The 24,105-nt window shown below is 34.1% G+C and carries 28 protein-coding genes and 2 pseudogenes; 10 read left to right on the top strand and 20 right to left on the bottom strand.

Annotated features, from left to right (window positions below):
- Positions 1-3: 3 nt before the first annotated feature.
- Positions 4-1,401 (bottom strand): hypothetical protein, encoded by a 1,398-nt coding sequence (locus tag ABWU38_RS06855; RefSeq protein WP_353272727.1) that lies wholly within the window; start codon positions 1,399-1,401, stop codon positions 4-6.
- 273 nt (positions 1,402-1,674) lie between these two features.
- Positions 1,675-2,628: an Rpn family recombination-promoting nuclease/putative transposase gene (locus tag ABWU38_RS06850; RefSeq protein WP_353272726.1), complete on the bottom strand. Its 954-nt coding sequence runs from the start codon at positions 2,626-2,628 to the stop codon at positions 1,675-1,677.
- A gap of 128 nt (positions 2,629-2,756) precedes the next feature.
- Between ABWU38_RS06850 and ABWU38_RS06845 the strand changes: the two genes are divergently transcribed.
- Positions 2,757-3,665: a helix-turn-helix domain-containing protein gene (locus ABWU38_RS06845; protein WP_353272725.1), complete on the top strand. Its 909-nt coding sequence runs from the start codon at positions 2,757-2,759 to the stop codon at positions 3,663-3,665.
- Positions 3,666-3,703: 38 nt separating this feature from the next.
- Positions 3,704-4,626: pseudogene (locus tag ABWU38_RS08435) on the top strand (helix-turn-helix domain-containing protein).
- 118 nt (positions 4,627-4,744) lie between these two features.
- Here ABWU38_RS08435 and ABWU38_RS06830 read toward each other — a convergent pair.
- Complete coding sequence (locus tag ABWU38_RS06830; protein WP_353272722.1) at positions 4,745-5,665, bottom strand: patatin-like phospholipase family protein; 921 nt, start codon at positions 5,663-5,665, stop codon at positions 4,745-4,747.
- Here ABWU38_RS06830 and ABWU38_RS06825 point away from each other — a divergent pair.
- Entirely contained in the window at positions 5,652-6,185 is a 534-nt protein-coding gene (locus ABWU38_RS06825) for a phospholipase D family protein (RefSeq protein WP_410542158.1), read from the top strand. The two genes, ABWU38_RS06830 and ABWU38_RS06825, sit on opposite strands and share 14 nt — an antisense overlap.
- Here ABWU38_RS06825 and ABWU38_RS06820 read toward each other — a convergent pair whose 3' ends face one another.
- The 5 genes from ABWU38_RS06820 to ABWU38_RS06800 form a co-directional block, all read right to left on the bottom strand.
- Entirely contained in the window at positions 6,186-6,392 is a 207-nt protein-coding gene (locus tag ABWU38_RS06820) for a hypothetical protein (RefSeq protein WP_114517864.1), read from the bottom strand.
- A gap of 141 nt (positions 6,393-6,533) precedes the next feature.
- Positions 6,534-7,076 (bottom strand): ankyrin repeat domain-containing protein, encoded by a 543-nt coding sequence (locus ABWU38_RS06815; RefSeq protein ID WP_353272720.1) that lies wholly within the window; start codon positions 7,074-7,076, stop codon positions 6,534-6,536.
- Between the two features lie 37 nt (positions 7,077-7,113).
- Positions 7,114-7,275 carry a hypothetical protein gene (locus ABWU38_RS06810; protein ID WP_265022937.1) on the bottom strand — a complete coding sequence of 54 codons (162 nt, stop codon included), beginning with the start codon at positions 7,273-7,275 and terminating at the stop codon, positions 7,114-7,116.
- Between the two features lie 31 nt (positions 7,276-7,306).
- Positions 7,307-8,266 carry an IS5 family transposase gene (locus ABWU38_RS06805; RefSeq protein ID WP_353272644.1) on the bottom strand — a complete coding sequence of 320 codons (960 nt, stop codon included), beginning with the start codon at positions 8,264-8,266 and terminating at the stop codon, positions 7,307-7,309.
- 86 nt (positions 8,267-8,352) lie between these two features.
- The gene (locus ABWU38_RS06800; protein ID WP_353272719.1) at positions 8,353-8,595 is read right to left on the bottom strand and encodes a hypothetical protein; all 243 of its coding nucleotides are present in this window, start codon (positions 8,593-8,595) and stop codon (positions 8,353-8,355) included.
- A 123-nt stretch (positions 8,596-8,718) separates the two neighbouring features.
- On the opposite strand from ABWU38_RS06800, the gene ABWU38_RS06795 reads away from it, so the two are divergent.
- Positions 8,719-9,669 (top strand): IS481 family transposase, encoded by a 951-nt coding sequence (locus tag ABWU38_RS06795; RefSeq protein ID WP_353272457.1) that lies wholly within the window; start codon positions 8,719-8,721, stop codon positions 9,667-9,669.
- On the opposite strand, the gene ABWU38_RS06790 is transcribed toward ABWU38_RS06795, so the two are convergent.
- The 11 genes and pseudogenes from ABWU38_RS06790 to ABWU38_RS06740 all read right to left on the bottom strand — a co-directional run.
- Positions 9,631-10,224, bottom strand: coding sequence for a hypothetical protein (locus ABWU38_RS06790; RefSeq protein ID WP_353272718.1), 594 nt, complete (start codon positions 10,222-10,224; stop codon positions 9,631-9,633). The two genes, ABWU38_RS06795 and ABWU38_RS06790, sit on opposite strands and share 39 nt — an antisense overlap.
- The gene (locus ABWU38_RS06785) at positions 10,221-10,430 is read right to left on the bottom strand and encodes a tail protein X (RefSeq protein ID WP_353272717.1); all 210 of its coding nucleotides are present in this window, start codon (positions 10,428-10,430) and stop codon (positions 10,221-10,223) included. The genes ABWU38_RS06790 and ABWU38_RS06785 overlap by 4 nt, the downstream gene beginning before the upstream one ends.
- A complete protein-coding gene (locus tag ABWU38_RS06780; protein WP_341817562.1) occupies positions 10,427-10,774 on the bottom strand; it encodes a phage tail protein in 348 nt (115 codons plus the stop codon). Before ABWU38_RS06780 ends, ABWU38_RS06785 begins: the two co-directional genes overlap by 4 nt.
- The gene (locus ABWU38_RS06775) at positions 10,774-13,068 is read right to left on the bottom strand and encodes a phage tail tape measure protein (protein ID WP_353272716.1); all 2,295 of its coding nucleotides are present in this window, start codon (positions 13,066-13,068) and stop codon (positions 10,774-10,776) included. Before ABWU38_RS06775 ends, ABWU38_RS06780 begins: the two co-directional genes overlap by 1 nt.
- Before the next feature lie 109 nt (positions 13,069-13,177).
- Complete coding sequence (locus tag ABWU38_RS06770; protein ID WP_353272715.1) at positions 13,178-13,435, bottom strand: phage tail assembly protein; 258 nt, start codon at positions 13,433-13,435, stop codon at positions 13,178-13,180.
- Between the two features lie 46 nt (positions 13,436-13,481).
- Positions 13,482-13,988, bottom strand: a complete 507-nt coding sequence (locus tag ABWU38_RS06765; protein WP_353272714.1) for a phage major tail tube protein — start codon at positions 13,986-13,988, stop codon at positions 13,482-13,484.
- 11 nt (positions 13,989-13,999) lie between these two features.
- Positions 14,000-15,175, bottom strand: coding sequence for a phage tail sheath subtilisin-like domain-containing protein (locus ABWU38_RS06760; RefSeq protein ID WP_353272713.1), 1,176 nt, complete (start codon positions 15,173-15,175; stop codon positions 14,000-14,002).
- On the bottom strand, positions 15,168-15,728 hold the full coding sequence (locus ABWU38_RS06755; protein WP_353272712.1) for a hypothetical protein: 561 nt from the start codon (positions 15,726-15,728) through the stop codon (positions 15,168-15,170). Before ABWU38_RS06755 ends, ABWU38_RS06760 begins: the two co-directional genes overlap by 8 nt.
- Before the next feature lie 6 nt (positions 15,729-15,734).
- The gene (locus ABWU38_RS06750; protein WP_353272711.1) at positions 15,735-17,189 is read right to left on the bottom strand and encodes a hypothetical protein; all 1,455 of its coding nucleotides are present in this window, start codon (positions 17,187-17,189) and stop codon (positions 15,735-15,737) included.
- On the bottom strand, positions 17,186-17,380 hold the full coding sequence (locus tag ABWU38_RS06745) for a hypothetical protein (RefSeq protein ID WP_065094988.1): 195 nt from the start codon (positions 17,378-17,380) through the stop codon (positions 17,186-17,188). The genes ABWU38_RS06750 and ABWU38_RS06745 overlap by 4 nt, the downstream gene beginning before the upstream one ends.
- 4 nt (positions 17,381-17,384) lie before the next feature.
- Positions 17,385-17,711: pseudogene (locus ABWU38_RS06740) on the bottom strand (hypothetical protein); the annotation flags it as partial.
- Positions 17,712-17,825: 114 nt separating this feature from the next.
- Between ABWU38_RS06740 and ABWU38_RS06735 the strand changes: the two are divergent.
- Both ABWU38_RS06735 and ABWU38_RS06730 read left to right on the top strand, forming a co-directional pair.
- Positions 17,826-18,785: an IS5 family transposase gene (locus ABWU38_RS06735; protein ID WP_353272644.1), complete on the top strand. Its 960-nt coding sequence runs from the start codon at positions 17,826-17,828 to the stop codon at positions 18,783-18,785.
- A 168-nt stretch (positions 18,786-18,953) separates the two neighbouring features.
- Positions 18,954-19,370, top strand: coding sequence for a hypothetical protein (locus ABWU38_RS06730; protein ID WP_253309572.1), 417 nt, complete (start codon positions 18,954-18,956; stop codon positions 19,368-19,370).
- On the opposite strand, the gene ABWU38_RS06725 is transcribed toward ABWU38_RS06730, so the two are convergent.
- Positions 19,363-19,884, bottom strand: a complete 522-nt coding sequence (locus ABWU38_RS06725) for a Na+/H+ antiporter subunit E (protein WP_253302098.1) — start codon at positions 19,882-19,884, stop codon at positions 19,363-19,365. The two genes, ABWU38_RS06730 and ABWU38_RS06725, sit on opposite strands and share 8 nt — an antisense overlap.
- A 98-nt stretch (positions 19,885-19,982) precedes the next feature.
- Here ABWU38_RS06725 and smpB point away from each other — a divergent pair, with 98 nt between their 5' ends.
- The 4 genes from smpB (at position 19,983) to ruvB (ending at position 23,955) form a co-directional block, all read left to right on the top strand.
- Positions 19,983-20,432, top strand: a complete 450-nt coding sequence (gene smpB / locus ABWU38_RS06720) for an SsrA-binding protein SmpB (protein ID WP_253309571.1) — start codon at positions 19,983-19,985, stop codon at positions 20,430-20,432.
- Positions 20,433-20,438: 6 nt separating this feature from the next.
- Entirely contained in the window at positions 20,439-21,230 is a 792-nt protein-coding gene (lgt, locus tag ABWU38_RS06715) for a prolipoprotein diacylglyceryl transferase (protein ID WP_253309570.1), read from the top strand.
- Between the two features lie 1,181 nt (positions 21,231-22,411).
- The gene (gene ruvA, locus ABWU38_RS06710) at positions 22,412-22,984 is read left to right on the top strand and encodes a Holliday junction branch migration protein RuvA (protein WP_253309569.1); all 573 of its coding nucleotides are present in this window, start codon (positions 22,412-22,414) and stop codon (positions 22,982-22,984) included.
- Positions 22,981-23,955, top strand: a complete 975-nt coding sequence (ruvB, locus tag ABWU38_RS06705) for a Holliday junction branch migration DNA helicase RuvB (protein WP_250296119.1) — start codon at positions 22,981-22,983, stop codon at positions 23,953-23,955. Before ruvA ends, ruvB begins: the two co-directional genes overlap by 4 nt.
- Positions 23,956-24,105 lie beyond the last annotated feature (150 nt).

The raw sequence follows: 24,105 nt of genomic DNA, 5'->3' as shown, positions 1-24,105 counted from the left end.
CTCCTAATTATAACTACGACTAGACACACCACTAACACCAGCACTTTCTAACACGGTCTGTGGATCGCTGAAACCACTACCTTCAGGAGACAAATGCGCAGACTTCACTTGAGAAAATAGCTCTTCTGCCAAGCTACCATAATCAATATTATCTCTCATACCAGTCCTACTAACTATCCTTAAGTTGCTAACTACCTGCTTTTTAAATTCTGTAAAATTATTGGCTGAATAATGATCTTTTACAAATCCTAAAATATCTAATATTGTGTCCTTTTTAGTAATATTTTGATTATCATCATTACGCTTCCAATCTACAATCAACATTGCAAGTGTCTGCTCCATACGGCCTAAGGTACGCATATCTTTAGAAGTATCAAAAACAGTTTGTCTATGTTCAATAAAACGATTGCATCTCCAAAGATCTATAATAATCTCTCTTGCCTTGATTCGGATATCTATATCTGAATTTTCTAACATCAAATTTGAAAGCGAAGAAAGCAAAGAAGCGTAATCAAAATGTGAAAGTATTTTCTTCTCCTCAGACACTAAAACTTTTTCCTGAGACAAGTGCTTTACTATATATTGAACTGTATCAACGAAACTACACTGTATTAATGTGCTAAGAGGCTTATACATAACTCCTTTGCCTTTATCTGATAACTTAAGTAATAATTTATGCTTTATTGGATCAGTGATTATTTCGTGCAGAAGAAAATCTAAAACGGTAGCAACATTATGTTTAGCTTGAATAGCAGATAAATTAGCAACAGCTTTAACCATCAGGTTATCAATCTTTTTCTTTCCTTCCTGATTTATACGACGATAGAAGTATTCTACTCCTTCACTCCATTTGAATTCCACAGCTTTATTAAAACCCTCTACTGCATTATCATGCTTTTTAAATTCTCCAGATTTTTTATCAATCCAAAAGCTAAGTACAGGATCTTCACTATTCATAGCATTTAACAATTCATTTCTAACATATTTGCGGTTGTTAGTTGCAGGCCTGCCATCATCATCTACTTCTTCAGAAGAGAAGCCACTTTTGTAAGACTCAAGTTGTTCCTGAAAAAGCTGAGGAATCTTATCTGTCACACAATACCTGCATGCCATATTATATCTACAAAGTGGATTATTTATTTCACCTATTTTTTCTTCAGTTAACATTCTTCCTAGAGTAGCAGTGTTTAACCTTGTACCTGACCAACAATTCTCATCACGAAATACGTTGTATAAGAATTGTAGTTCATCATCTTTAAGATATTCTACTTCTCCAGTATAGGTTTTTACCCATTTTTCGATAGCTAAACGCCTTCCGGCAGCAATATTAGAATCTGGATATTTAATGATATCCTGTAATTTCTTAAGTATTGTAGCATGGCGATCTGTCCATCTTGGCATTGTACCCCCTATATAAAAATATTTACTGCATTATGCAAAAGTTAGAATCAAATAGCAACACTAAAATTATCAAGGACAAGAAAAATTTTATGAAAAACATTTTTTATATTTAAATATCATCTATTTTGCACTTAACTGATGCGTAGAATTGGTGAGAAAATCAAATAGGCCATAGCAAGAATAGCGGAAGAGTTAGATGTAGGCTTTAATATATTAGACTAATGGATAAAGAAGTATAATAAGTTGAAAAGCGCTCTAAGGGAGCTACAGTACTTAAGCTTTTTCCTTGAGCTGTGAAATATCAGCTTGAGAAAGGCCTGTAGATTCAGCTATTAAGTCAACAGACACGCCAGCCTTAAGTAGGTTTTTGGCCACAGCTATTTTAGCTTGTTTTTCGCCCTCTTCCCTACCTTTTTCTGCACCAATTTTAATACCTTCCGCTTTACCTTTTTCCTGGCCGATTTGGATGCCTTCTTGTCTACCTTCTAGTTTAGCATCATCGAGTTTTTGAGCAAGGATAGCCTTCTCTTTCTGTACACTCAATATTCTTTCCTCATATGCGATCAAATCCTTTTCATTCCAGCGAAACCTGTCTAATTCATCATATGCTAGCTTTATTATCGGAGCTTCTACTGCTATCTTTTTCAGATCTTCTTCAGTTGTTTCTTCTGCGTATTTAAAAAAGAAACACCACCTCTCTTTAGTATTCTCTAACTGCTCTACTCTATTTTTTGTAAATTTAGGCAACTCAATAAAGACAAATTGCAGATCTTTCAAGTAATGACCATTGGTTTTGATATCCCGTATATTATGAGTAGAAATATAGTCAACTTCTTCAGGCAGAAGGTTACAATTGGAAATAGCAATAAAGAAAACTTTCTGAAGATCAATGTAATTGCCAGATTTATCTAATTGTCTTGAGTAAGCCTTAGCAGCATAAAGTTGAGCACGTTTTTCAAAGCCTTTATCACGAGCGAGCTGCATTTCGATGACAAATCTATTACCAATAGAGTCCTTGCAAAGAACATCAACAATGCTTTGCTTGTCAGAGGCAATTTCAGGGTCCATAATAGTGCTGAGGAATTCAATTTCTATTATTTGATCAGAAGTAGAAAAGTCCAAGATATCGTTGAGGAAGTGAATAAGGATATTTTTATTCTTTTCAGAGCCAAAGATTTTCTTAAAACTAAGGTCATTTTTTGGATCAAGAAATTTAGAAAAAGCCATAGCAAGAGTACGTGAAAAGCATTAATAATTATACACAATTCTGAAGAAGTATTCAACTAAAATTGAAACGTAGAAGTTTTTGTATATCTTTATTTGGTAGTATTAACTTGTATAATATCTATTTCTGTATGTCAAACATCTCCATAAGGTACAAAATAGCACAAAAAGTAAGGAGCTGGAGGCTAAAGCGAGGATATACTCAAAAAGATTTAGCGGGAAAAATCGGTGTAACATATCAAATAGTACTACAATATGAAAAAGGAATACGTAAAATTTCGATTGAAAAGTTATATGCTATAGCAAAGGTATTATCGGTTGATATTATAGACCTAATTCCTGTATCAAATGAGAAAGCCTGCTTTAAAAATGAGGAACTAAATCTAATAAGAGAATATAAAAAGATTAACGATCATGAGTTACGTAGGATGTTTTGTTTATTAACCAAATTTGTTCAAGTTAGTGAGAAAAGTAGTAAAAAAACAGAGAGAATAAAAATTGCAAAAGGTCTGGTTAAAGCAGGAGTTTCTGTTGATACTGTTTCAAAAACAATTGGTCTGTCTGCTGATGAATGTGTTGAAGAAAAAACGGGTTCTATCTACTACCAAATAGGAAAAAAGATAAAAGAATGTAGGCTAGTGAGAGAGTATACTCAAAAAGATTTAGCAGAGAAAATGAGTACAACACGTCACGAAATAAGCAACTATGAACAAGGAAGGACTGCTGTTCCACTTGATAAATTATATGAAATGGTAGAAGCGTTATCGATTAATATTACAGATCTACTAATAGAGAAAGATGAAGGTAGTACAGTGGAAAATGAGCTGCTTGATTTGATTAAAGAATACAAAGAAATTGAGAACCAAGAACTACGTAATGCACTAATAAAATCTCTGTTTGAGGGAATACGTATTTGTGAGGAGAAAGTGAGAGAGATAGAAAGGATTAAAGTTGCAAAGGATCTAGTAAAAGGGGGAATTTCTATTGATATTATTTTGCAAGCGGTAGGTTTACCTGTTGATGTAGTTTTAGATGGATAGCTCGTAAAAAAATTATAGCAATAAAGTTTTTTTCTTAAATGGAGGTATATGTGTTTGTTTCTGCAAGCAATGTTAGCTATGGAATAGGGCAAAGAATAGAAAATTGTAGGTTAATGCGAGGTCATACTCAAATAGGATTAGCAGGTCAAGTAGGTTTAACATACCAAGAAGTGAACAGCTATGAGAATGGTTATACTCCTATTCCAATTGGAGTACTATATGTAATAGCAAGAGTATTATCAGTTAATGCTGTAGATCTATTACCTAAACCAATAACAGTAAGAGAGTATGAAGATGAAGACGAAGAAATATTCTATCTAACGAAAATATATGAGAATCAAAAGTTAGGCAAAATAGTACCTTCATTAGTCAGGTTTGTTCATATTAGCGAAAAAATTAATCAAGAAGAGGCGAGGTTGGAAATAGCAAAAATCTAGTAAAAGAAGGAGTTTCTACTGATGTTATTTCCCATGCAACGGGCTTATCTATTTACGAGTATGATAATACAGAGAGAGAAATCTGCACTGATTCTATATATTACAGAATAGGACAAAGAATAAGAGAATGGAGATTGATAAGGAGATACACTCAAAAAGATTTGGCTGATAAAGTTGGTTTAACACTCAAGGAAATACACGAATATGAAAGAGGGTATACTGCTATAACATTTGATAAATTATATGAAATATCAGATGCATTATCAGTGAATATTAAAGTTCTGCTACCTAAAACAAGAGAAAGCAAAAAGCTATTGAGTTTAATGGATGAGTACGGAGAACAAGAATCATTAGATGCGTTAGTCAAATCTCTATCTGAAGATATGAAAAGCGGCAAGGAAAAAGTTAAAAAAGCAGAGAAAATCAAGGTTGCAAAAAATCTAGCAAAGGCAGGTGTTGCTAGTGATATTATTGTGCGAGCAAGTGGCCTAACTGCTGATGAGTTGAGTGATTGTGAAAATTGAATTGTATTTAAGATATAAGTAAGAATAGTTAATATATTATCTATTCTAAACCCTTGTTTAGCTCTGCAGAATTTGCTAACCAACTTTTTTGGCTCAGTTGAATTTTGCTTGGTATAAATCAAGATATGAAATCGCAAAGTTTATCTATTAATTTCTGGTTATCCTCTATCATTGCCTTTGCCTCTTGCTGAAGAGATTTGATATTTTTTGATGTAATATTATCCATGTCGGGTGATGCTATTTTTAATTGCGATTGTATACGTATATATTTATCAGCTATAACTTGATTAAGTTGATAGTTTACTGCATCTAAACTTGAAGCAAACATCACATGTAGTAGTGGCTTGATCCAGCCTATTTTTCCAAATCTCCTTGAATTAGCATACTCTATGCTTCTATCTGTTCTTCCAGTACCTATCGATAACAGTAGAATATCATCATTTGGAAATAACCTCTTACCACTTGCATATGCACAAGCCGCTGGATTATTGGCAAATACCCCGCCATCCACTAATACCATTTCCTTGTGGTTAATTTTAAGATATTTAGGTGCAAAGTAAGTAGGTGCTGCAGTTGCTGCTCTTAATACATCCCTTAATTTAATAAAATTTCTATCCTCTTTCCAGCTTTTGAAGAAAAATGGGCAGTTATTGTGAATATCGTAACTCGTAATCAACACATTACTTAAAGTGTTTTTAAGGATATCATCGCCAAAATATTTATCCAGTACAAATTCAATATTTTTATGTGGGTATTGTGCGCAATTAAGCCAAGAAAATATTGATCTTCTCAAAAATGAAGATTTAAAAATATATGACCCGTATTCTTGGTAAAACTCAACTAAATCATTGGCTGAATATTGAGGTTTATCTTTTTTACATAATCCTGCCACAACAATCCCACCGGTTGAAGTACCAGCCATTAGATCAAAGATTTCAGCTACTCTCTTTCTTGTTCTTTTTTCTATTTCTGCTAGAATGATGGCTGGTATTATGCCCCTTATGCCTCCGCCATCAACTGAAAGGATGTATTTTTTCATGATTAGATATTTATTAGTTCTATTAACTTGCTCACTTTTATCAGGTTGTGTTTCTTGTCCAAGTACTACTGTATGTTTCACTCCTAGAGAAAATTGCACCAATCTAATAATTGATTCTGTGGGTCATGCTAAAAAATCCGTGTTGGTTCAGGCATACCAATTTACCTCGAAGCCTATTGCTGAATCCTTGGTTCAAGCTAAAAAGCGTGGAGTTGATGTCATGGTTATTCTCAACGAATCGCAAGTTAGCTCAAAGTATAGTGTTATCAATGAGCTGTTTGAGCAAAAAATCCCAATTTGGGTAGACTTTAAACCAGCGATTGCTCATAGTAAAATAATGATTATTGATGATAACAAAATAATAACTGGCTCTTTTAATTTCACCTATGCAGCTGAATCAAGAAATGCTGAGAATCTACTGATTATAACAGGGGATCCTCAATTAGTTGAGCAATACATCGAAAACTGGAAGGATCGTCAATCTCAATCTGATCCTTATACACCAAAAGTAGAAGAATAATTACTTTAAATCAGCTTTAAGCTCATCCAATTCCTCAGAAAGATTTTTTACCCTTTCCTCAAGTACTAATACTTTTTCCATTAAACCATATTCAATAAGTTTATCGTGAAATTGTACCCTTGAGTCTAGCTTGGATAACCACCATATCAATGCTACGGTTTGGATTAATATGGTAATAATTACTGTAATTGGGATTTTTTTTAGCATATTTTTTACTGGTTATAAAATAATTGCAAATTACTGATAAAAGAAGAAATATGTTCAGTTTCTATATTTTGCTGTGGTAGTCACTATTTGAATTCGTATTACTCTTCTGCAGATCCTTATGACTCCAATATATCTTTGATATTATTTGCTATTTTTGAGCGAGCCTTCTGCATTGGAAAGTAGTTTTATTACTTCTCTGTATTGCTTGTTTTTATCTTTATTACGTTCTTCTGATATTACAGCCATGCTTCTAGGTGTTCTTCCATCTTTAGCTACAGCACTAGGATCTGCTCCTTTGTCTAATAAAAATTTAACAATTTCCAAACGTCCTTGATCTGCAGCATAATGCAGCGGTGTCCATCGCTCGTATCCGTCAGAAGCACTTACATCAGCTCCTTTTTGTACTAGAAACTTCACGACTTCTAAACAATCTACCTCTGAAGCATAATGTAATGCTGTTAATTTAGGAACCTGCACATTAACATCTAATAGATTTTCTACCAAAAATTTTACAACCTCTAAGTTACAATTTTCAGAAGCAATTTGTAGTACTGTTTTATAATTACTCACAGCTTTACTCTTTGTATAACAACATGTAACGACAACACATATAACTGTTATCATCAGCCATAGAAAATTTATCTTATTCTTTATGTTCTTACTTATTTTGTTCATGTCTAACATTTTTTTAGAATTAAATGACCATTTGCTTAAGTTTCACTTAAACAGCTTTGCTCACTGTTGCCTCTACTATAGTTTGATATCCTCTATTATTTAGAATATGTTCTGCCTTGCTAATTACCCATTCACCTTCAATTTCCTGACAAAATCCTGAAAGGCTGATCTTAGCTTCTGCAAATAATTCTGGATGGCTTTGTTGCATAGCACTGATAGGCATGTAAATCACAGTGAATTTACGCAGCTAATTTAAATTTAGCCATACCTATATCAGTAAATTTGTTCAATAAGTAGCACTTAATTAACAGCTCTTTTTCACGATTTACCTCTGATTTATTTTTCAAGCCAAACCCAAATATTTGCTTCAACCTATAGAAAAAGACTTCAATATAAGACCGTGCTTCATACTTAACTTTTTTCTTCCATTCATTAATACCATCTTCATAATTCTCATATGACCTAATTCTACTAATATACTTGTTTCTTTCTGATAAGTAGTCAGCTAAACAAATTTTAGTATCCTTCCTAGGGCGAATAATAGGCACAATATTGTATTTTCTGCATTCTTTATACACACTTTTTATATCATAAGCCGCATCTGCTCGAATAGAACAAATGTTATATTTATCACTGACTTCTTCTAACATATCGCAGACCGGCAAATAGTCTACAGCAACACCACTAGTGTAGTTCATGCTTATTGCTTTCTTATCATTTATGTTTAAAACAACATGTAATTTTCTTACTTGACCATAACCACTGTATTTTCTTTTTCGAATATTAAGCTTACTATGCCCACCGTTCTTATTGTAGATACTAACTCTAGTGCTATCTACGGCAATTTCAACATTTTCCAGATCATCTTTATTGCTTCTATGGTCATCAATCTTCAAATTAAGCTTTTTAAATCTTCTGGAAGCTTGTGTATAGCTGATAATCTTAAGTTTTTTGCCTATTTGTACCATATAACCTTTTACAAAACCTACAGCTTGTCTCAAGCCAATTCTAAAAAGATGAACTATTATGTGTATTAAAATTACAACTTTATCACTATAAGTGTTATTGCCACCTGCAACTTTTGGACTATTTTCATACCAATTTTCTATGGCTTGATTAACAAAATGAAAAACATTTCCTCTTTTTTTGAGAAACTCGTTATATTCTCTTTGGTTACTTACTCTCATTTTTTGTGGCATAAGTTGTACTTGTTTGAAAAATGCCTATTTTACAACAAAATGCGTTAGTAGCCATATATTAAAAAGCTTTTCTTCTTACAATAACCTCAACCAACACTAGCTATGCAACAAAGCCATTCTGGATTACCAGGAACAGTTACATTTAAATTTGATGTACTACGTTTTAGTTGTTTTAACTTGGCTGCTGCTGCACTAATTGCTGATTCTGCGGTAGAGTAAAGCGTTTGCAGGGTATAACTTGGACCCTCATTTCCCACTTTCTCTTCTATAGTTTCTCCCTTTTCATAACTGTGCCATTTTGCAATAACAGATCCATATTTGTTACGCACATTAAAATTTACCTCCCAATTTATAATATCTTTAGGTGTAAGTACTGTTGTACCTAACTGTACAGTCCCAGAGTGTGATGGTATGATAAAATATGAGAAAAAAATACCATCAAAGGAGGAGTTATGGGACAAATATTACATGGGTGCGCCAAAACAACACAGACGATTCGTAGAGCAATACAAAATAGAAAAGAGAGCATAGCAAAACTCTCCAAGCATTATAACCTTAATCCAAAAACTATTATTAAGTGGAGAAAACGTTCATTTACGAAAGATGCTGATATGGGTCCAAAGCGTCCAAGATCGACTGTTTTAACGCTAGAAGAGGAAGCTATAATAGTTACATTTCGCAAGTATACACTACTGCCACTAGATGATTGCCTTTACGCTCTGCAGTCTACAATTCCGCATTTGACTCGCTCTAGCTTGCATCGTTGTTTACAAAGACACAACATTAGCAGATTACCAACTGTTGATGGAGAAGTTAAGTCAAAAAAGAAATTCAAACAATATCCTATCGGTTACTTTCATATTGATATTGCTGAAGTTAGAACTGAGGAGGGCAAATTACATTTGTTTGTTGCTATTGATAGGACATCCAAATTTACCTATGTTGAGTTGCGTAACAGTGCTACAAAACCCATAGCTGCTGAGTTCTTACGTAATTTGATTAGAATTTTACCGTATAAAATCCATACTATTTTGACAGATAACGGTATACAATTTACAAACCAGAAGCGTCATAAGTATGCTTTCCAACACATATTTAATAGAGTTTGCGAAGAGAATGTTATTGAACATCGTTTGACAAAAGTTAGCCATCCTTGGACAAATGGGCAAGTTGAGCGTATGAATAAAACTTTAAAGGATGCTACAGTTAAGAAGTATTACTATCAATCGCACCAGCAACTTAAAGAACACCTTTATAACTTTGTTATGGCTTATAATTATGCAAAGAGACTCAAAACTCTTAAGGGTCTTACTCCTTATGAATTTATATGTTATCAGTGGACACAGTCTCCAGAATTATTTATACTAAATCCACACCATCACACTCTGGGACCATACACCTAACATCTTTCCAGTCGCTGATCTTGCTTCTCCCTTCGGAATAAAAATTATATATCCTCCTGCTGGTTTTACTAGTGCATCATATTTTTTGCCTAATCCTTCCAAAAAACTCATGTCGCTTTCTTCTGCTTGGATGATATGTGGTATAAATATATTTTCAAATCTTTCAGCGACTTTACCTTCATACCCATGTTCTTGTGCTATTTCTTTAATCAAATCTCCCAAGGTAATGTCTTTCCATTCCTTTGATTTTCTTTCCTTTAATGATCCTCTTAAACTTGCAGCGTCACATTTTATTCTTAAAGTTTGTGGTGGACTTTGTATTGTAATTTGATTCGCCTTATATACCCCCATAGGTAATAAACCTGTTTCTTTATATCCTAGAAAAACCTGTAAATTACCCTTAAGTTCTAAAGCGCTAGAGCTATAATTAATACATATCTCAGCTTCGTCACTTGTAGTACCGTATCCATCAGTAACACGTAATAATATTAAACTCTTTTTTAAAACCTCTGTTACTGGGTTATTTTTTGCTACTATATCAAAATCTGGTGTCATTCATCTAAAATATTTATAACAGATTCTTTCAGTATTTTTTGAATTTTAGGAAGCTTAATTCTTAATCCAGCGGGCAAAAAACTTCCATGTTCTGCAAGGCCTGGATTTTCAAGCAATACTTCCTCCACTGCTCCACTACTGTATCCATAATGTTTCCAGCAAATCAAATCTAACATTTCGTTTTCTTTCGTGTAATAATAAATCACTTACTGTAACCTTTTAACTTCAAAATAAACTCAACTTTTCTCGGTTTTCCATCAGGAAAAAATAATATCTGTTTTTCTTCTACATTAGTAATGACAAAATTTCCAAGTATATTTCCTGAATTATCAACCAGAACGTGCGGTTCTTGAGTATCGCGTATATTTTTTAGCTGTTCTAAGCCATTACTCTGATAACGTGGATAAATCACTCCTGTCAGATCAATACATTCAATTCCTGAGCCAATGTTTTGTAGCAACGTTTTTTCAATACATTCAATTGTATACCACCTTTTTTCTTTACTGTATCTTAGGCTTATTGGTTCAAGCTTACATTTTCCAAGCAACATCAATGTAACTCTTCAACTATATCAAAAAGTGCCCCACGTGCTTGTTCTCTAAATCGTTCTATTACTGCATCAGCAACGCTGCGGACATCTTCAGACTTAATGTTGATATTAAACGTTTGATAGAATGCTTGGTTATATACTTTAGATTCCCTATTTTCATATCTACTTTTCTTGAATGCTTTCTCAACTTCTTCTTGTTCTATAGCTCTTTTTTCTTCTATAACACCTTTAACTTTAAAACTCTCAAAATTGCCTTTACTATTTTCTGAAAATTGTTTAATAGCGCTATTACTTGTCAATGGGTTTCCGTTACTGAAAATGCTATTTTTAGAAAGCCTATTAACAACATTTCCATTATTTTCAAATTTTCTAATCGGACTATTCTCAGCAAATATGCTACTAACTTTATTTCCTATCCATGAAAAAGTTTCTCCTATGGGTTTAATGAGTGATTTTATATATTCCCAAAAGTTAGAGAAAAAGTCTTTTACCTTTTGCCAGTTAGTGATAACAAGAGCTGCACCAGAAACAAGACTCGCTATTAAAAGTCCAATTGGGTTAGTCATTACAGCTAGTGTTATTGCTCTTAGCCCTGTTATTACTGCAGGAAAAACTATACTTGATAAAGATGAAAATGTTGTCAGTATTGTTGCTTTAAGACCAAAAATTGTACTTCCTAATAAAGTAATTCCATAGCCTAATCCCACTACTAAGACTTTCAAACTTATCAAAGCTGCTAAAGTACTCATGATTGCCGTAGTTAAAGTTGGATATTTTTCTGCAAAAGAAGCTATACGCTCTGTTATTGCTTTCAAACTTCCAGCTACATAATTTAAAGTAGGCAACATTACTGACCCTAGATTCATACCAGCTTCAAATACTGCATTTTTAAGTAATTGTAATTTATTAGCTGTAGTATTTGCCCGATTGTTAAATTCGTCCTGCATTGAAGCGTTATATTTTTCTTTATCAGCTAAATGTTCAATAGCTTTCTTGTAAATGTCTAAGCTTCCTACTAAAAGAGCAATGTCATCTTGAAACCCAGCACCAAATAGATTCATAAGAATACCGGCACGCTCTTGATCGTCTATTCTTTTTAAAGTTTCAAGGAATTGCAATATTGCCTCTTGAGGATTTTTTTTAATAGTTTGTTCGAGCTCTTCTATACTTGTTCCCATCTCATCTAATGCATCGTGAAATTCAGGACTTTGCTCTCTTGCGGTCTGTAATTTACTAAGAAAGTTATTTATAGCAGTTGCTGCTTTTTCAGGTTGTTTACCTAAACTTATGAATGCACTTGCTAAGCTACTTGCTTGATCAATTTCTAAACCAAACTGTTTAGCATTACCACCAATTCTATTCAGTGTAAAAACCATTTCCTTAGCTTTGGCAGCAGTATTATCTGAAAGATGGTTTATTATGTTACCTACATTTTCCATACCATCAACTTTAATTCCATATACATTGGATATTTTTGCAATAGCATTACCAGCTTCTTCTGCCGACATATCAAACGCTGTGGTCATTTTAGCAACTATTGTTGTAAATTCCAGAAGATCCTCTTTTTCAATACCAAGTTGACCACCACTTGCAGCTATTTGTGCTAATTCTGCAGCTGACAAGGGTATTTCACGAGACAACTTTTTGAGCTCTTGAGCAAATTTATTAGCTTCATCTTTTTTACTATCAAACCTTACTACTTTCTTTACATCAGCCATAGCCGATTCAAAATCAACAGCAACTTTAATTGGCGCTGCAAGCGTTAGCCCTAGCCCAATAGTCTCTATAATTTGTGACTTAAAATGTGCTTTGCTTGCTAAAAAACTTTGGTGACTACGTATTGCAGACCCAAGCTTACCATACTTACCTTTTAGCACTTCAATAGAAGAACCAAGTTTATATTGATCACTTACTAATGACTTAATATTTCTTCCACTTTTTCTTACTTCTTCATTAAATGAATGTAAAGCATCTCTCTTTTTCAAATATGCTTCTTTTGCTTTTGTTGCAGAAAACTTAGCTTTATCAAACTCAGCTTTTAAAGTTTTGCTTGGTTTCTCTACCGCTTTCATTTGTTTAGCTAAAGATTTTACTTGATCTTCAAAGCCCTTCCATGATCTCCTGCTAGTTAAAACATCACTACCCAATTGCTTAAACTTTGATACTGATTTTAAAGATGAATCAAGCTTTCTTATATTCTCACCAAGATTAGAGAGTTGACTACTACTGCCCTTTATTACAGTATTAAAACTGCCATCAAGTACTGCACCTATTTTTATCGATAATACTGACATTTGAACTCCCTAGCTAATTTGCTCCATAAAATAAACTCACTAATCTCCATATCAAGAATGTGCTCAACTCCACCACCTATGATAGAGCCAAGCACTAGTATTTCTAATCTCAAGTTTTTTGGATAATCGGTGAAAAAAAATCCTTTAATACCTCTTGAATTTTCACATAATCAGCAATATCTAACTCTTCAATTGCTTCTTTTGCAACTGATGTCAAATTGGCAGTCAAAGTTACTTCCTTACTTAGATCACTACCATTAAGTCTCTCAATAGCTAGATAATCTCTCACTTTTGGACGTCTAATGGTAAGCTCTGAGATAGAAATACCATCAACTGTTATTGGATTATCAAGTTTTACTGTTGTCATACTTTCTCCTAAAAAATAAAATTCTAAAATCTTTTTAAAACTAAACCTAAATACCTAAAACCGTTTGCAGCAAGGCCATTTGATCAACACCATTTATCTTTCTAATCATATTTTCAGCATCGATTTCTATTAATTCATTACCACCTATAGTAAGTTTATAGTAATGAGCAGCTACAGTACACTTCAGCGTTGCTTTTTCAGCAGGTTTCCAGCTACCAAAATCAAATTCTTTAAATATGCCCCTAAGGTTGATTATTACTCCTTCAATATCGTTACTACCACTCCCTTGCATTCCACCTCTGAGTGTCAAAGCTACTGAATTTCCATTTATCAACCCAAATAGCCGAAAGAGTTCTGTGTCGTATTCAGCAAAAGTAAAGTCTGCTTCAAGCTTTTCCATGCCCATATCAATATTTATTGGAATATCCATACCACCAGCACGATACTCCTCTGTTTTTATGGTAAGTTTTGGTAGCGTAATTTCATCTATTTTTCCTGCATAACCACGACCATCAACGAATACGTTAAAATTTCTCAGTATTTTCGGTAACACTTTACTTTCTCCTAACTTATTACACTATTATTTACAAGATGAGACCTGAATATTATTTGCTCAGCCGGATATGGTGGTGTAAATTCGAAATCAAAATATACTTTCCCGCTTGCAATATTTGTTGGTGTATTGAGCTCTGGAGTTGCATAACATTTTCCGCTAATAATCGCTCCTTGTACTTTTAAATTGGCCAAATAAGAATTCACCCCCTCAATCACATCATCTATATAAGTTTTGGTGATATTGCGATCAACTGCCCATAAATGAGCTCGAAGTAAACTATCATTGATTAAATCTGCAGTCCTTCTCACTGACAAAAAAGCCCATTTTGAGTCATTTGAACATGTTCTATTTCCCCAAAGCCTATAGCCATTTTGATGAATTATCGTTGTTACTTCATTTTCATTTAAATGGTTTGCTCTACAATTTGTATTACCGAGCGTAAAATCAATAGGCCTGCTTGTGCCAATAATACCGTTTATTTCTTTATTTGAAGGTGAGTGCCAGAAGCCTTGCTCGCTATCTACTTTCGCTATTAAACCTGCTACAAATGGGCTAGATGGTAAAATTTCTTCTTTTCCTTCAATAAATACCTTAACCCATGGATCAACAATATAAATTCTTGAGCTGCCTACACTTTTTCTCCACTTGATTGCTTCTTCATCATTAGTATTTGGTCCATCTGCAACTATTATAGCTCTTAATTTTTCTGCTATAGAAATTAATGCACCAACCACTGCATCTTCTGGTAGTTGGTGAGTAAATTGAGGTGCAATTAATATTCTTGGAGCAACATGAACTATACTTTCACTGCTGAGAAATGCCTCTATCCCTTGATATTCTCCAGTCTCTTTATCAACTCCACCGATTATACTTTGAATAGTTTCACTTTCTTTGAGCTTTGGATCGCTGTTTTCACTTTCTTTAACTCGAATAACTACTACTGTTGCACCAATCTGGGAAAATATTCCATTTATTGCAGAAGGTAAACTGCCACTCTTTCCGAGCTTTGCTGCTTCCTTTAAGCTTCCTGCAACTAACACTGGTTTATTTAGCGGAAATTTTTGCTCATCTGCTTCAGGTGCAGTACCAATTACACCTATCACTGATGATTTAGCTGTACGTACTGTCTTTGCTCCTGAGGTTACCTCAATAACATTTACGCCATGTAAAAATTCTTCAGCCATTTCTTTGTATTTTTTTCCTGAAATCATCTAGCAAAGTCTGTAGCTCATTTTCACTTTTGGCTTCTTCAATCTTTCTTTTGGCTAAATCTTCAAGCTCTTCACATTTAATTATTGCTTTTACTGCTTTTTTCACTTTTTCCTCAATTATTCTTGCCATTTCAATAACCGTAATACCACGGACTTTTGCTAAAGGTTCTATAATTTCTGTATCCTTTTCATCTATAGATTCTGGTGCTGCTAGAATGCTTTTTGCGGCTTCCGCTTGAATCTCATAAGATTTAGCTTTTTGGTGAGAATGACCTGCATATTGGTGAGTATGATTATCATAATAGAAACGCATACTATCAAATGCACAAAGCTTCGCATTATCCAGTAACTCCTTTTGTATATCTTCTTTAGTACGCTGAGCAATTTTTCCTCCTTCTGTTAAACAATAGCTTTTTTGCCAATCAAAATCTTCTGGTGCTTCATACCAATCATTTTCAGTTGGCTTGCTTTCAAGTGTTGTTGTTTCTACTTGTTTATCATTTTCAAATCTAATGTAGATAGACATTGTTTGTTACCTCCAAATCTCATACGTGTTAGATAATCCTGGACATTGCCAAGCTTTTAGCGTTCTCTCCACATCTACTTCAAGTCCTGTAGTTAGAACATTGCTACGTATGTTATAAATCCCCCACTGAATAAATTGACCATAGTTGTGTACATAATTTGATGCAAGCATACCTTGACTAACTTGTGTTCTGGAATACAGGTAAGATGATGTGTAAAGTAATATTGCAACTGTTTTTCCTGCTGGAATCTCCACATTACCAGATCCAGCTAATTTGCTATCAGAACTCGTGTATTGGTAAACATTTTTCCATATTATTCTTGAAATTCTTGATTTATTAGAATTGGTATTATCTGGTGTTCCCACAAATAATCCTGCACCTCCATACTCCGTACTCGAATACGATGATCCAACAAATTCTATTGCTTTATTTATGTTCACATTGGTTGTATTTTTTACAAATACTACTCCAAGTGCAGCATATGGGTAATAGTATATCTCATCATAACTACCCGAAAAGCTTTTTGTGCATAACTCTCCGTAAATAAATGTTCCTTTACTTCCCTCTATAAAACTTAGTTGTCTTGGCCGATAAAAACTAACGTAATCTGTATTGTACGTATGGCTACCTGCTAGTAGTTGTAACATATAGTCAGTTTTTGTTATATCACTACTCCACTTTCCAAGCTCTGTCGTAAAAGTTCCGTGGCCAAAATAATTATTTTTTCTGCCAAGTACACCAAATAAGAAAGGTAATGACCCTGGTTCAACCATGTTGCGCTTTCTTATTTCATTTATAAGAGACGCTTTTAACTGTTCATCCCGAGTTTTTACCTCATTCAGGATGTTTTCAATTCGAGTTTCTATTTCCCTAATAATTGATGAGCCACTTGGCACATCATTAACAGTACGGAAGTTATTCACTAAACCTTTAAGACCATCTTTATGACTGTTACTAATGCTATTTATTGCTGCAATATTGGCATTCTTTCTCGTATCAAGTAGTGATATATGCGAATCTGATGATGCTTTTAAAGTGTTTAAGGAATTATCCCTAAGCTTGTTGATTTCATTAACAGACTCTGTTTTTACTGCAGTTATGGACGATATTGAGTTTGTTTTGTTGCTGTTTATGTCACTTAAGTGTTTTTTTGCACTATCAAGAAGTTCTTTTAACTTACCATCAGTCATTTGCACAATTTCAGAAACCGCACTTTTGTCGACTATTGATTCCAATGCCTTAGCAAGATATGCTAGTTGATCTGGAGTGCTATTTGCTGCTAAATCCTTAAGCCTCTTTTGTAGTGCATCAATTATCTCTTTTACCTCAGTCATCTGCACAATGTCAGCAATAGCTTTTTTATCTGCTATCAATTCCAGCGATTTTGCAAGATATGCCAGTTGATCAGGTGTGCTATTTGCTGCTAAATCCTTTATCCTTTGGTATATTGCTTCTTTCATTTCCAAAAATTTAAAAAAGTCTCAAAATTAAACCGCTCAAAATTACTCTTAAGTTGATTATGCTCATCTTCTCTTTCGGTAATATCTTCATCTATTTTCTCAATTGTGGTACGGATACGAACAACATCCTGCACAGCAATATTTTCTGGATGTGGTAGTGTATATCCTCGTTTGCTTTGGTCATTTGGCATTGATTCAAGTAATAATCACTCGCAAATTTTTTACTTTAGGACGATAGACAACTGTTCCACTTAAAACCAATTTTATCCTTGTCTCATTGCCATTAAAGTTTGTCAGTATGTGGACTCTCTCTACCCAATTTTCTCCAATTGGTTTTCCTGATGTTAAATTTACTAATTGCCAATCTACATTTTTTTGCACATATGCTTTTACATCTGCAGTGCCAGGTATTAGCGCATCATATGTTATGGTAATCTTAGTGTTAGCTCCTGCTGTAATGCTCCTAGTTACATAATCTCCTTTTTCCCCTATATTACCCATAACTAACTGTAACCCAGGATGGCTTTGTTGCATAGCTAGTGTTGGTTGAGGTTATTGTAAGAAGAAAAGCTTTTTAATATATGGCTACTAACGCATTTTGTTGTAAAATAGGCATTTTTCAAACAAGTACAACTTATGCCACAAAAAATGAGAGTAAGTAACCAAAGAGAATATAACGAGTTTCTCAAAAAAAGAGGAAATGTTTTTCATTTTGTTAATCAAGCCATAGAAAATTGGTATGAAAATAGTCCAAAAGTTGCAGGTGGCAATAACACTTATAGTGATAAAGTTGTAATTTTAATACACATAATAGTTCATCTTTTTAGAATTGGCTTGAGACAAGCTGTAGGTTTTGTAAAAGGTTATATGGTACAAATAGGCAAAAAACTTAAGATTATCAGCTATACACAAGCTTCCAGAAGATTTAAAAAGCTTAATTTGAAGATTGATGACCATAGAAGCAATAAAGATGATCTGGAAAATGTTGAAATTGCCGTAGATAGCACTAGAGTTAGTATCTACAATAAGAACGGTGGGCATAGTAAGCTTAATATTCGAAAAAGAAAATACAGTGGTTATGGTCAAGTAAGAAAATTACATGTTGTTTTAAACATAAATGATAAGAAAGCAATAAGCATGAACTACACTAGTGGTGTTGCTGTAGACTATTTGCCGGTCTGCGATATGTTAGAAGAAGTCAGTGATAAATATAACATTTGTTCTATTCGAGCAGATGCGGCTTATGATATAAAAAGTGTGTATAAAGAATGCAGAAAATACAATATTGTGCCTATTATTCGCCCTAGGAAGGATACTAAAATTTGTTTAGCTGACTACTTATCAGAAAGAAACAAGTATATTAGTAGAATTAGGTCATATGAGAATTATGAAGATGGTATTAATGAATGGAAGAAAAAAGTTAAGTATGAAGCACGGTCTTATATTGAAGTCTTTTTCTATAGGTTGAAGCAAATATTTGGGTTTGGCTTGAAAAATAAATCAGAGGTAAATCGTGAAAAAGAGCTGTTAATTAAGTGCTACTTATTGAACAAATTTACTGATATAGGTATGGCTAAATTTAAATTAGCTGCGTAAATTCACTGTGATTTACATGCCTATCAGTGCTATGCAACAAAGCCTGTCTGGATATCGTACTATTTTACATAACATGCCATTATGAATATATATTTTTATGATTGCGTTATCATTTATTTAACAAAGTATTAGTATAATCTATCTACTGGATTAAATGGAGAAAGTTGAATGAGTAAATTACCGAACAATGCAAAAATAGGTAAATCCCAGGTTACTCAGTGGGAGGTAATAAAAAATTGTGAATATGCTGATAATTGCTTATCAAAAATAGTAACTTTATACGTTATTAGAATAACTCAGCTATCAGATTTTTATACAAATGACGAACCTGAAATTAACACTGTTTTAGCAAGAATAAGCGTGACAAGTGAAAATGTATTTTTAAACAAGGCTACTACTATTGAAGTTATGGAAGGTATTTTTCCGTATAAATTCAACAGCAAGAAGAGAAATAACATACTAAGGTTAGAAGATTTACATAATTATTTATGTTCTATTGTTAACAATAGCCTTCCAAAAGAGATGCTTGAAAGTCTTGTAAGGGAATATAAGGATGCTGTTAACTTATTTAAAGCAATTACTTAACTGAACGTAGTATTTTTAAGATTTTATTTTCTATTTCAGAAATGCCGCTTTCAAGATCTTTATCTATCAGATACATGGTAGAGAAATATGTTTTCTGCTTACTTTCAACATTGATAGTTAAAGTTCCAGGAGTGATTGTAACCGAATTGGCAAATAACGCAATGCTTTCATCATTATGCCCTTTGCATTTTCTTAGGATAATGATTGGCTCAAGCTTAGATTTGAGTCGTAGCACCTTTTTTGTTACATAAACACTTGATAAAATGATTTGGTACATTAACCATGGTATATAACTTACTAACTTATAAAACGACAGTCTACTCGTACCATTTAAAATCTGGCTAAGAGCTCTTTCAGCGTTTATCAACCTTCTAAAGATAAATAATGTGAATATAGAGGAAAACACTCCACAAAAAATAAAAAATGGCTCAAAATAACCAGACAATACAGTCCATAGAGAAAATAAAATTACAAATGATAGAGAAAAAAACTTGATTTTTTGCCTAAGGTTCATGGTTTGCAGTATAACTTAAATGATTTTTTAAGGAAAGATATATTATGAATTAAGTCAAAAACTCTGTAATATATTGAAGCTTAAAGATATCTTTAGATATGGAAGTTATTGCAGAAAATAGGAAAGCAAGGTTTGAATATTTCATCTTAGAAGAATTTGAAGCGGGTATGGTCTTATTAAGCAGTGAAGTTAAATCGCTAAGAGAAAGAAAAGTAAATATTTCCGACGCCTACGTTATCGAAAAGAATAGCGAAATATGGCTGCACAATATGCATATTGCAGAATATAAAGCTGCAAACCGAAAAAATCATAAACCAAAAAGGGAACGTAAACTGCTTTTACATAAAAAAGAGATAAACAAACTAATTGGTCAAATCAAAACCGCTGGGATAACTGTTGTGCCGCTTTCGATCTATTTTAATGATAAAGGATTTGCAAAAACTAAAATTGCCATTGTAAAAGGAAAAAAACTCTACGATAAGAGAGCAACCATAAAACAGAGAGAGTGGGATCGTGAAAAAAGTAGATTGTCTAAGAATAATTTATAGCAAAATATGTCTTTAAATCCAGTAATTTTCAGCATCGGTCCTGTTTCTATATATTGGTATTCCTTAGCTTACGTTTTGGGTATAGTGTCTGCATATTGGTATTTACACAAGCTAGACGACCAAAAAATATTTACTAAGAATTTTTACGATTCGTTATTAACAGCCACTATTGTAGGCATTATCCTTGGAGGTAGACTTGGCTACGTATTGATATATGATCCAGTTCTTTATATAAGCAACCCTATCGAGATATTGAAGACCTGGGAAGGAGGAATGTCATTTCATGGTGGTGCTATAGGAGTTTTGCTTGCAGTAATAATTTCGTGTAAAAGACATAACATTCCTATATTTTATGCACTGGACCTAGTTTCTTGCGGAGTTCCCATAGGTTTATTTTTAGGTCGCATAGGCAATTTTATAAACGGAGAGTTATTTGGCAGAGTTACAACTATGCCATGGGGTATGGTATTTCCAGAAAGTGGTGATAATTTGCTGCGTCATCCAAGCCAGCTTTATGAGGCACTTTTTGAAGGACTGCTACTTTTTGCAGTTGCAAATTCACTGTTTTTCTTGACTAGAATAAGACTGTATCACGGTGCGTTAACTGGTATTGCAGTTATGTGGTATGGAGTAGCACGTTTTTTCGTTGAGTTTTTTCGCGAACCAGACTATCAAATTGGCTATTTGTGGCTTGATTTAACTATGGGGCAGTTGCTTTCTATACCTATGGTTTTGCTAGGAATGCTTGTATATCTAGGCGCATTAAATTTAAAATTTAATACGAAATCTGTTACATAGAGGAAAGGTGAGTTTAATAGAAAAATGTAGCCAGAAACCCTACATCATGCACAATTGTACGAATTTTCTGCGTTGCAGTAGAATGAATGTGAGATCCGGTGTCATTCCAGCGTGTGACGCTAGGCCATAAAACTTGCTTGACAAATTCCGCCAGCCCCCTTATTATGACAATAAGGGTATTTATGACTCAAAACTTGTTTTTGACCTGCAGGCTCAATGACAAAATTCAGTAAAAAACTCAGGGTATTTTTTGGTGGATTACATAAAATTATAGCGGCTGCATGTCTTTTTTATTTTTTCTACATTCAGCCAAATCGCGCTTATTTTAAGCGTTAGCACATTATTACAGCGCCACTTACAGTAATATAGAGTCAAAACTCGCACCACGGGGCTTCTTTTGCCTTTTTTTTCCATTTAGTAAATTTCTTAATGTTTCTAGCTAAAGCAATTTAAGAGACCGAAAATGGTGTCATTCCAGCGCGTGACGCTGGAATCTAGTCTTTATTATGCAGCCACTTATTTAAAGTTAAGTTTTCTGGATCCAAGTAGTCAAGCTACTCGGATGACACCTTGACGATTTGAAGAATCGTCATCCCGCTACGTGTTAGCGGGATCTATGCTAAGAGATACCGCGAATGAATCGCGGTATGACGGTCTGCGGCGATATGACGGTTCGCGGTGGCATGACGATAACTTCGTCATCCCGCTACGTGTTAGCGGGATCTCTTGTTAGCGGATGAGATACCGCAGCGGTATGACGGTCTGCGGCGGTATGACAATTAAGCAATTCGTCATCCCGCTACTTATTAGCGGGATCTATGCCAAGAGATACCGTGAATAAATCACGGTATGACGTCTCGCTTGCAACCTATAGCCTTGTCATTCCAGTGCTCCTTTTTTTGTCATCCCAGCGTCACGCGCTGGTTTCAACATTATATCATGGACAAAATAAACTTTCTAAAATTCATTGAACTGTGCTTTCAAACGGTGGTACCGGGGTGTGAGTATAATGATTATCAGTATATAAAAGTCATAGCAGACAGACTTGAAGCGGCAAATGTTGGCAAAATGTGTCAAGGAAGTTTTTCGTTTCTATGATCTACTTGGCTCTCTGTTATAATGTTCGTTTGCTTGACCTAAGATCCAGGAGTATTTAAACTGAACCCTATACAGTGCTAAAAATGATAGGAAATCTAAGCGGAATAGTTGATGAAGTGCGCAGTGATCACATAATCCTGAATGTGAATGATGTTGGCTATATGGTGTATCTCTCAGCCAAAACTTTAAATGCATGTTCCATCGGAAGTAGAGTTAAATTACTTATCGAAACCTATGCAAATAACAGAGAAAATGTCGCTCAGCTATATGGTTTTATAAGCAAAGAAGAACAGCAGTGCTTGAGGTTGCTTGTTAAAGTAAGTGGTGTTAGCTATAAAACTGCAATGTCAATTTTGAGTAAATTAACTCCAGAACAGCTGTTTTTGGCAATTATGAATGAAGATAAAGTAGCACTCAAGATGAGTGGACTTGGCATGAAACTCATAAATCGAATCATCACTGAATTAAGTGGCAAAGTGAGTAAATTAGAAATAAATAACAATAATTTTCATCCAATCAATGAAGATGCCCTTTCAGCATTGATCAATCTTGGGTATGAAAAAATGAAAGCTTATGATACGATAAAAAAAATACAAGACGAATCGTCAAATCTGGACACCAAGGATATTATTCGCATGGCGCTTAAAACATTATGAAATCAATATCGTGCGATAAAGAATATACTGAAGATGTGCGCAATATCAACATCAGACCTGAACAACTTGATGATTTTGTCGGGCAAAAAGACTTAATACAAAATTTAAAAGTGTTTATAAATGCTGCACAGACAAGAACTGAAGCCTTAGATCACGTTTTATTGTATGGTCCCCCAGGACTTGGCAAAACAACTTTAGCACAAATTGTTTCTAAAGAATTAAGGGTCAGCTTCCGCGCAACTTCTGGTCCTTTACTTAGTAAAGCTGGGGACTTGGCTGCAGTGCTTACCACTTTAAATGCAAAAGATGTTCTATTTATCGACGAAATCCATAGATTAAATCGCAGCATCGAAGAAGTTTTATATACTGCTATGGAAGATTTTTGCTTGGACATATTAGTAGGTGAAGGTCCATCTACTCGCACTTTAAGGATAGATCTACCACCATTTACGTTAATCGGAGCAACTACACGGCTTGGATTACTTTCTGCGCCACTCAGAGATCGTTTTGGCATTCCCTTGCATCTTGAGTTTTATTCTTTTGAAGAACTGGTTAATATTATAAAAAGAGGCGCAAGAGTTCTTTCTACTGAAATTGAAGAAAATGCAGCACGGGAAATTGCCTGCCGTGCACGTGGCACTCCAAGAATTGCTTTGAGGTTACTCAGAAGAATAAGGGATTTTGTTGAAGTGAAAGATGATAAAAAAATCACTTATGAAGTCGCTGATTCTGTATTGCTAAAATTGGGTGTAGACAAAATGGGACTCAATAAACTTGATATGCATTATCTAAGATTTTTATTCAACACCTCAGGACCTGTTGGAATTGACACCATATCTATTGCGCTATCCGAGGATGTTGGCAATATTGAAGAAACAGTAGAACCTTATTTAATCAAAATTAGTTTTGTAAAGCGCACACCAAGGGGGCGCGTTCTAACTGATCAAGCAAAGGAGTATTTGAGCCTTTAATATTAGAGAGCTTTTTTACCATAATTCAATTATATATTGATTGGCATAATATCATATACTGGCATTTTTGTGTATAAAGGCATATATGTTAAATAGCACTGAAACTGTAGTTCAAATTAAAACTTCTCCATTTCGTATTCGCTAGTTATG

The sequence above is a fragment of the Wolbachia endosymbiont (group A) of Urophora cardui genome, from assembly GCF_964028435.1.
GTDB lineage: Bacteria > Pseudomonadota > Alphaproteobacteria > Rickettsiales > Anaplasmataceae > Wolbachia.
The sequence above is the reverse complement of the archived record's forward strand: the minus strand, read 5'-3'. Positions and strand labels throughout refer to the sequence as shown.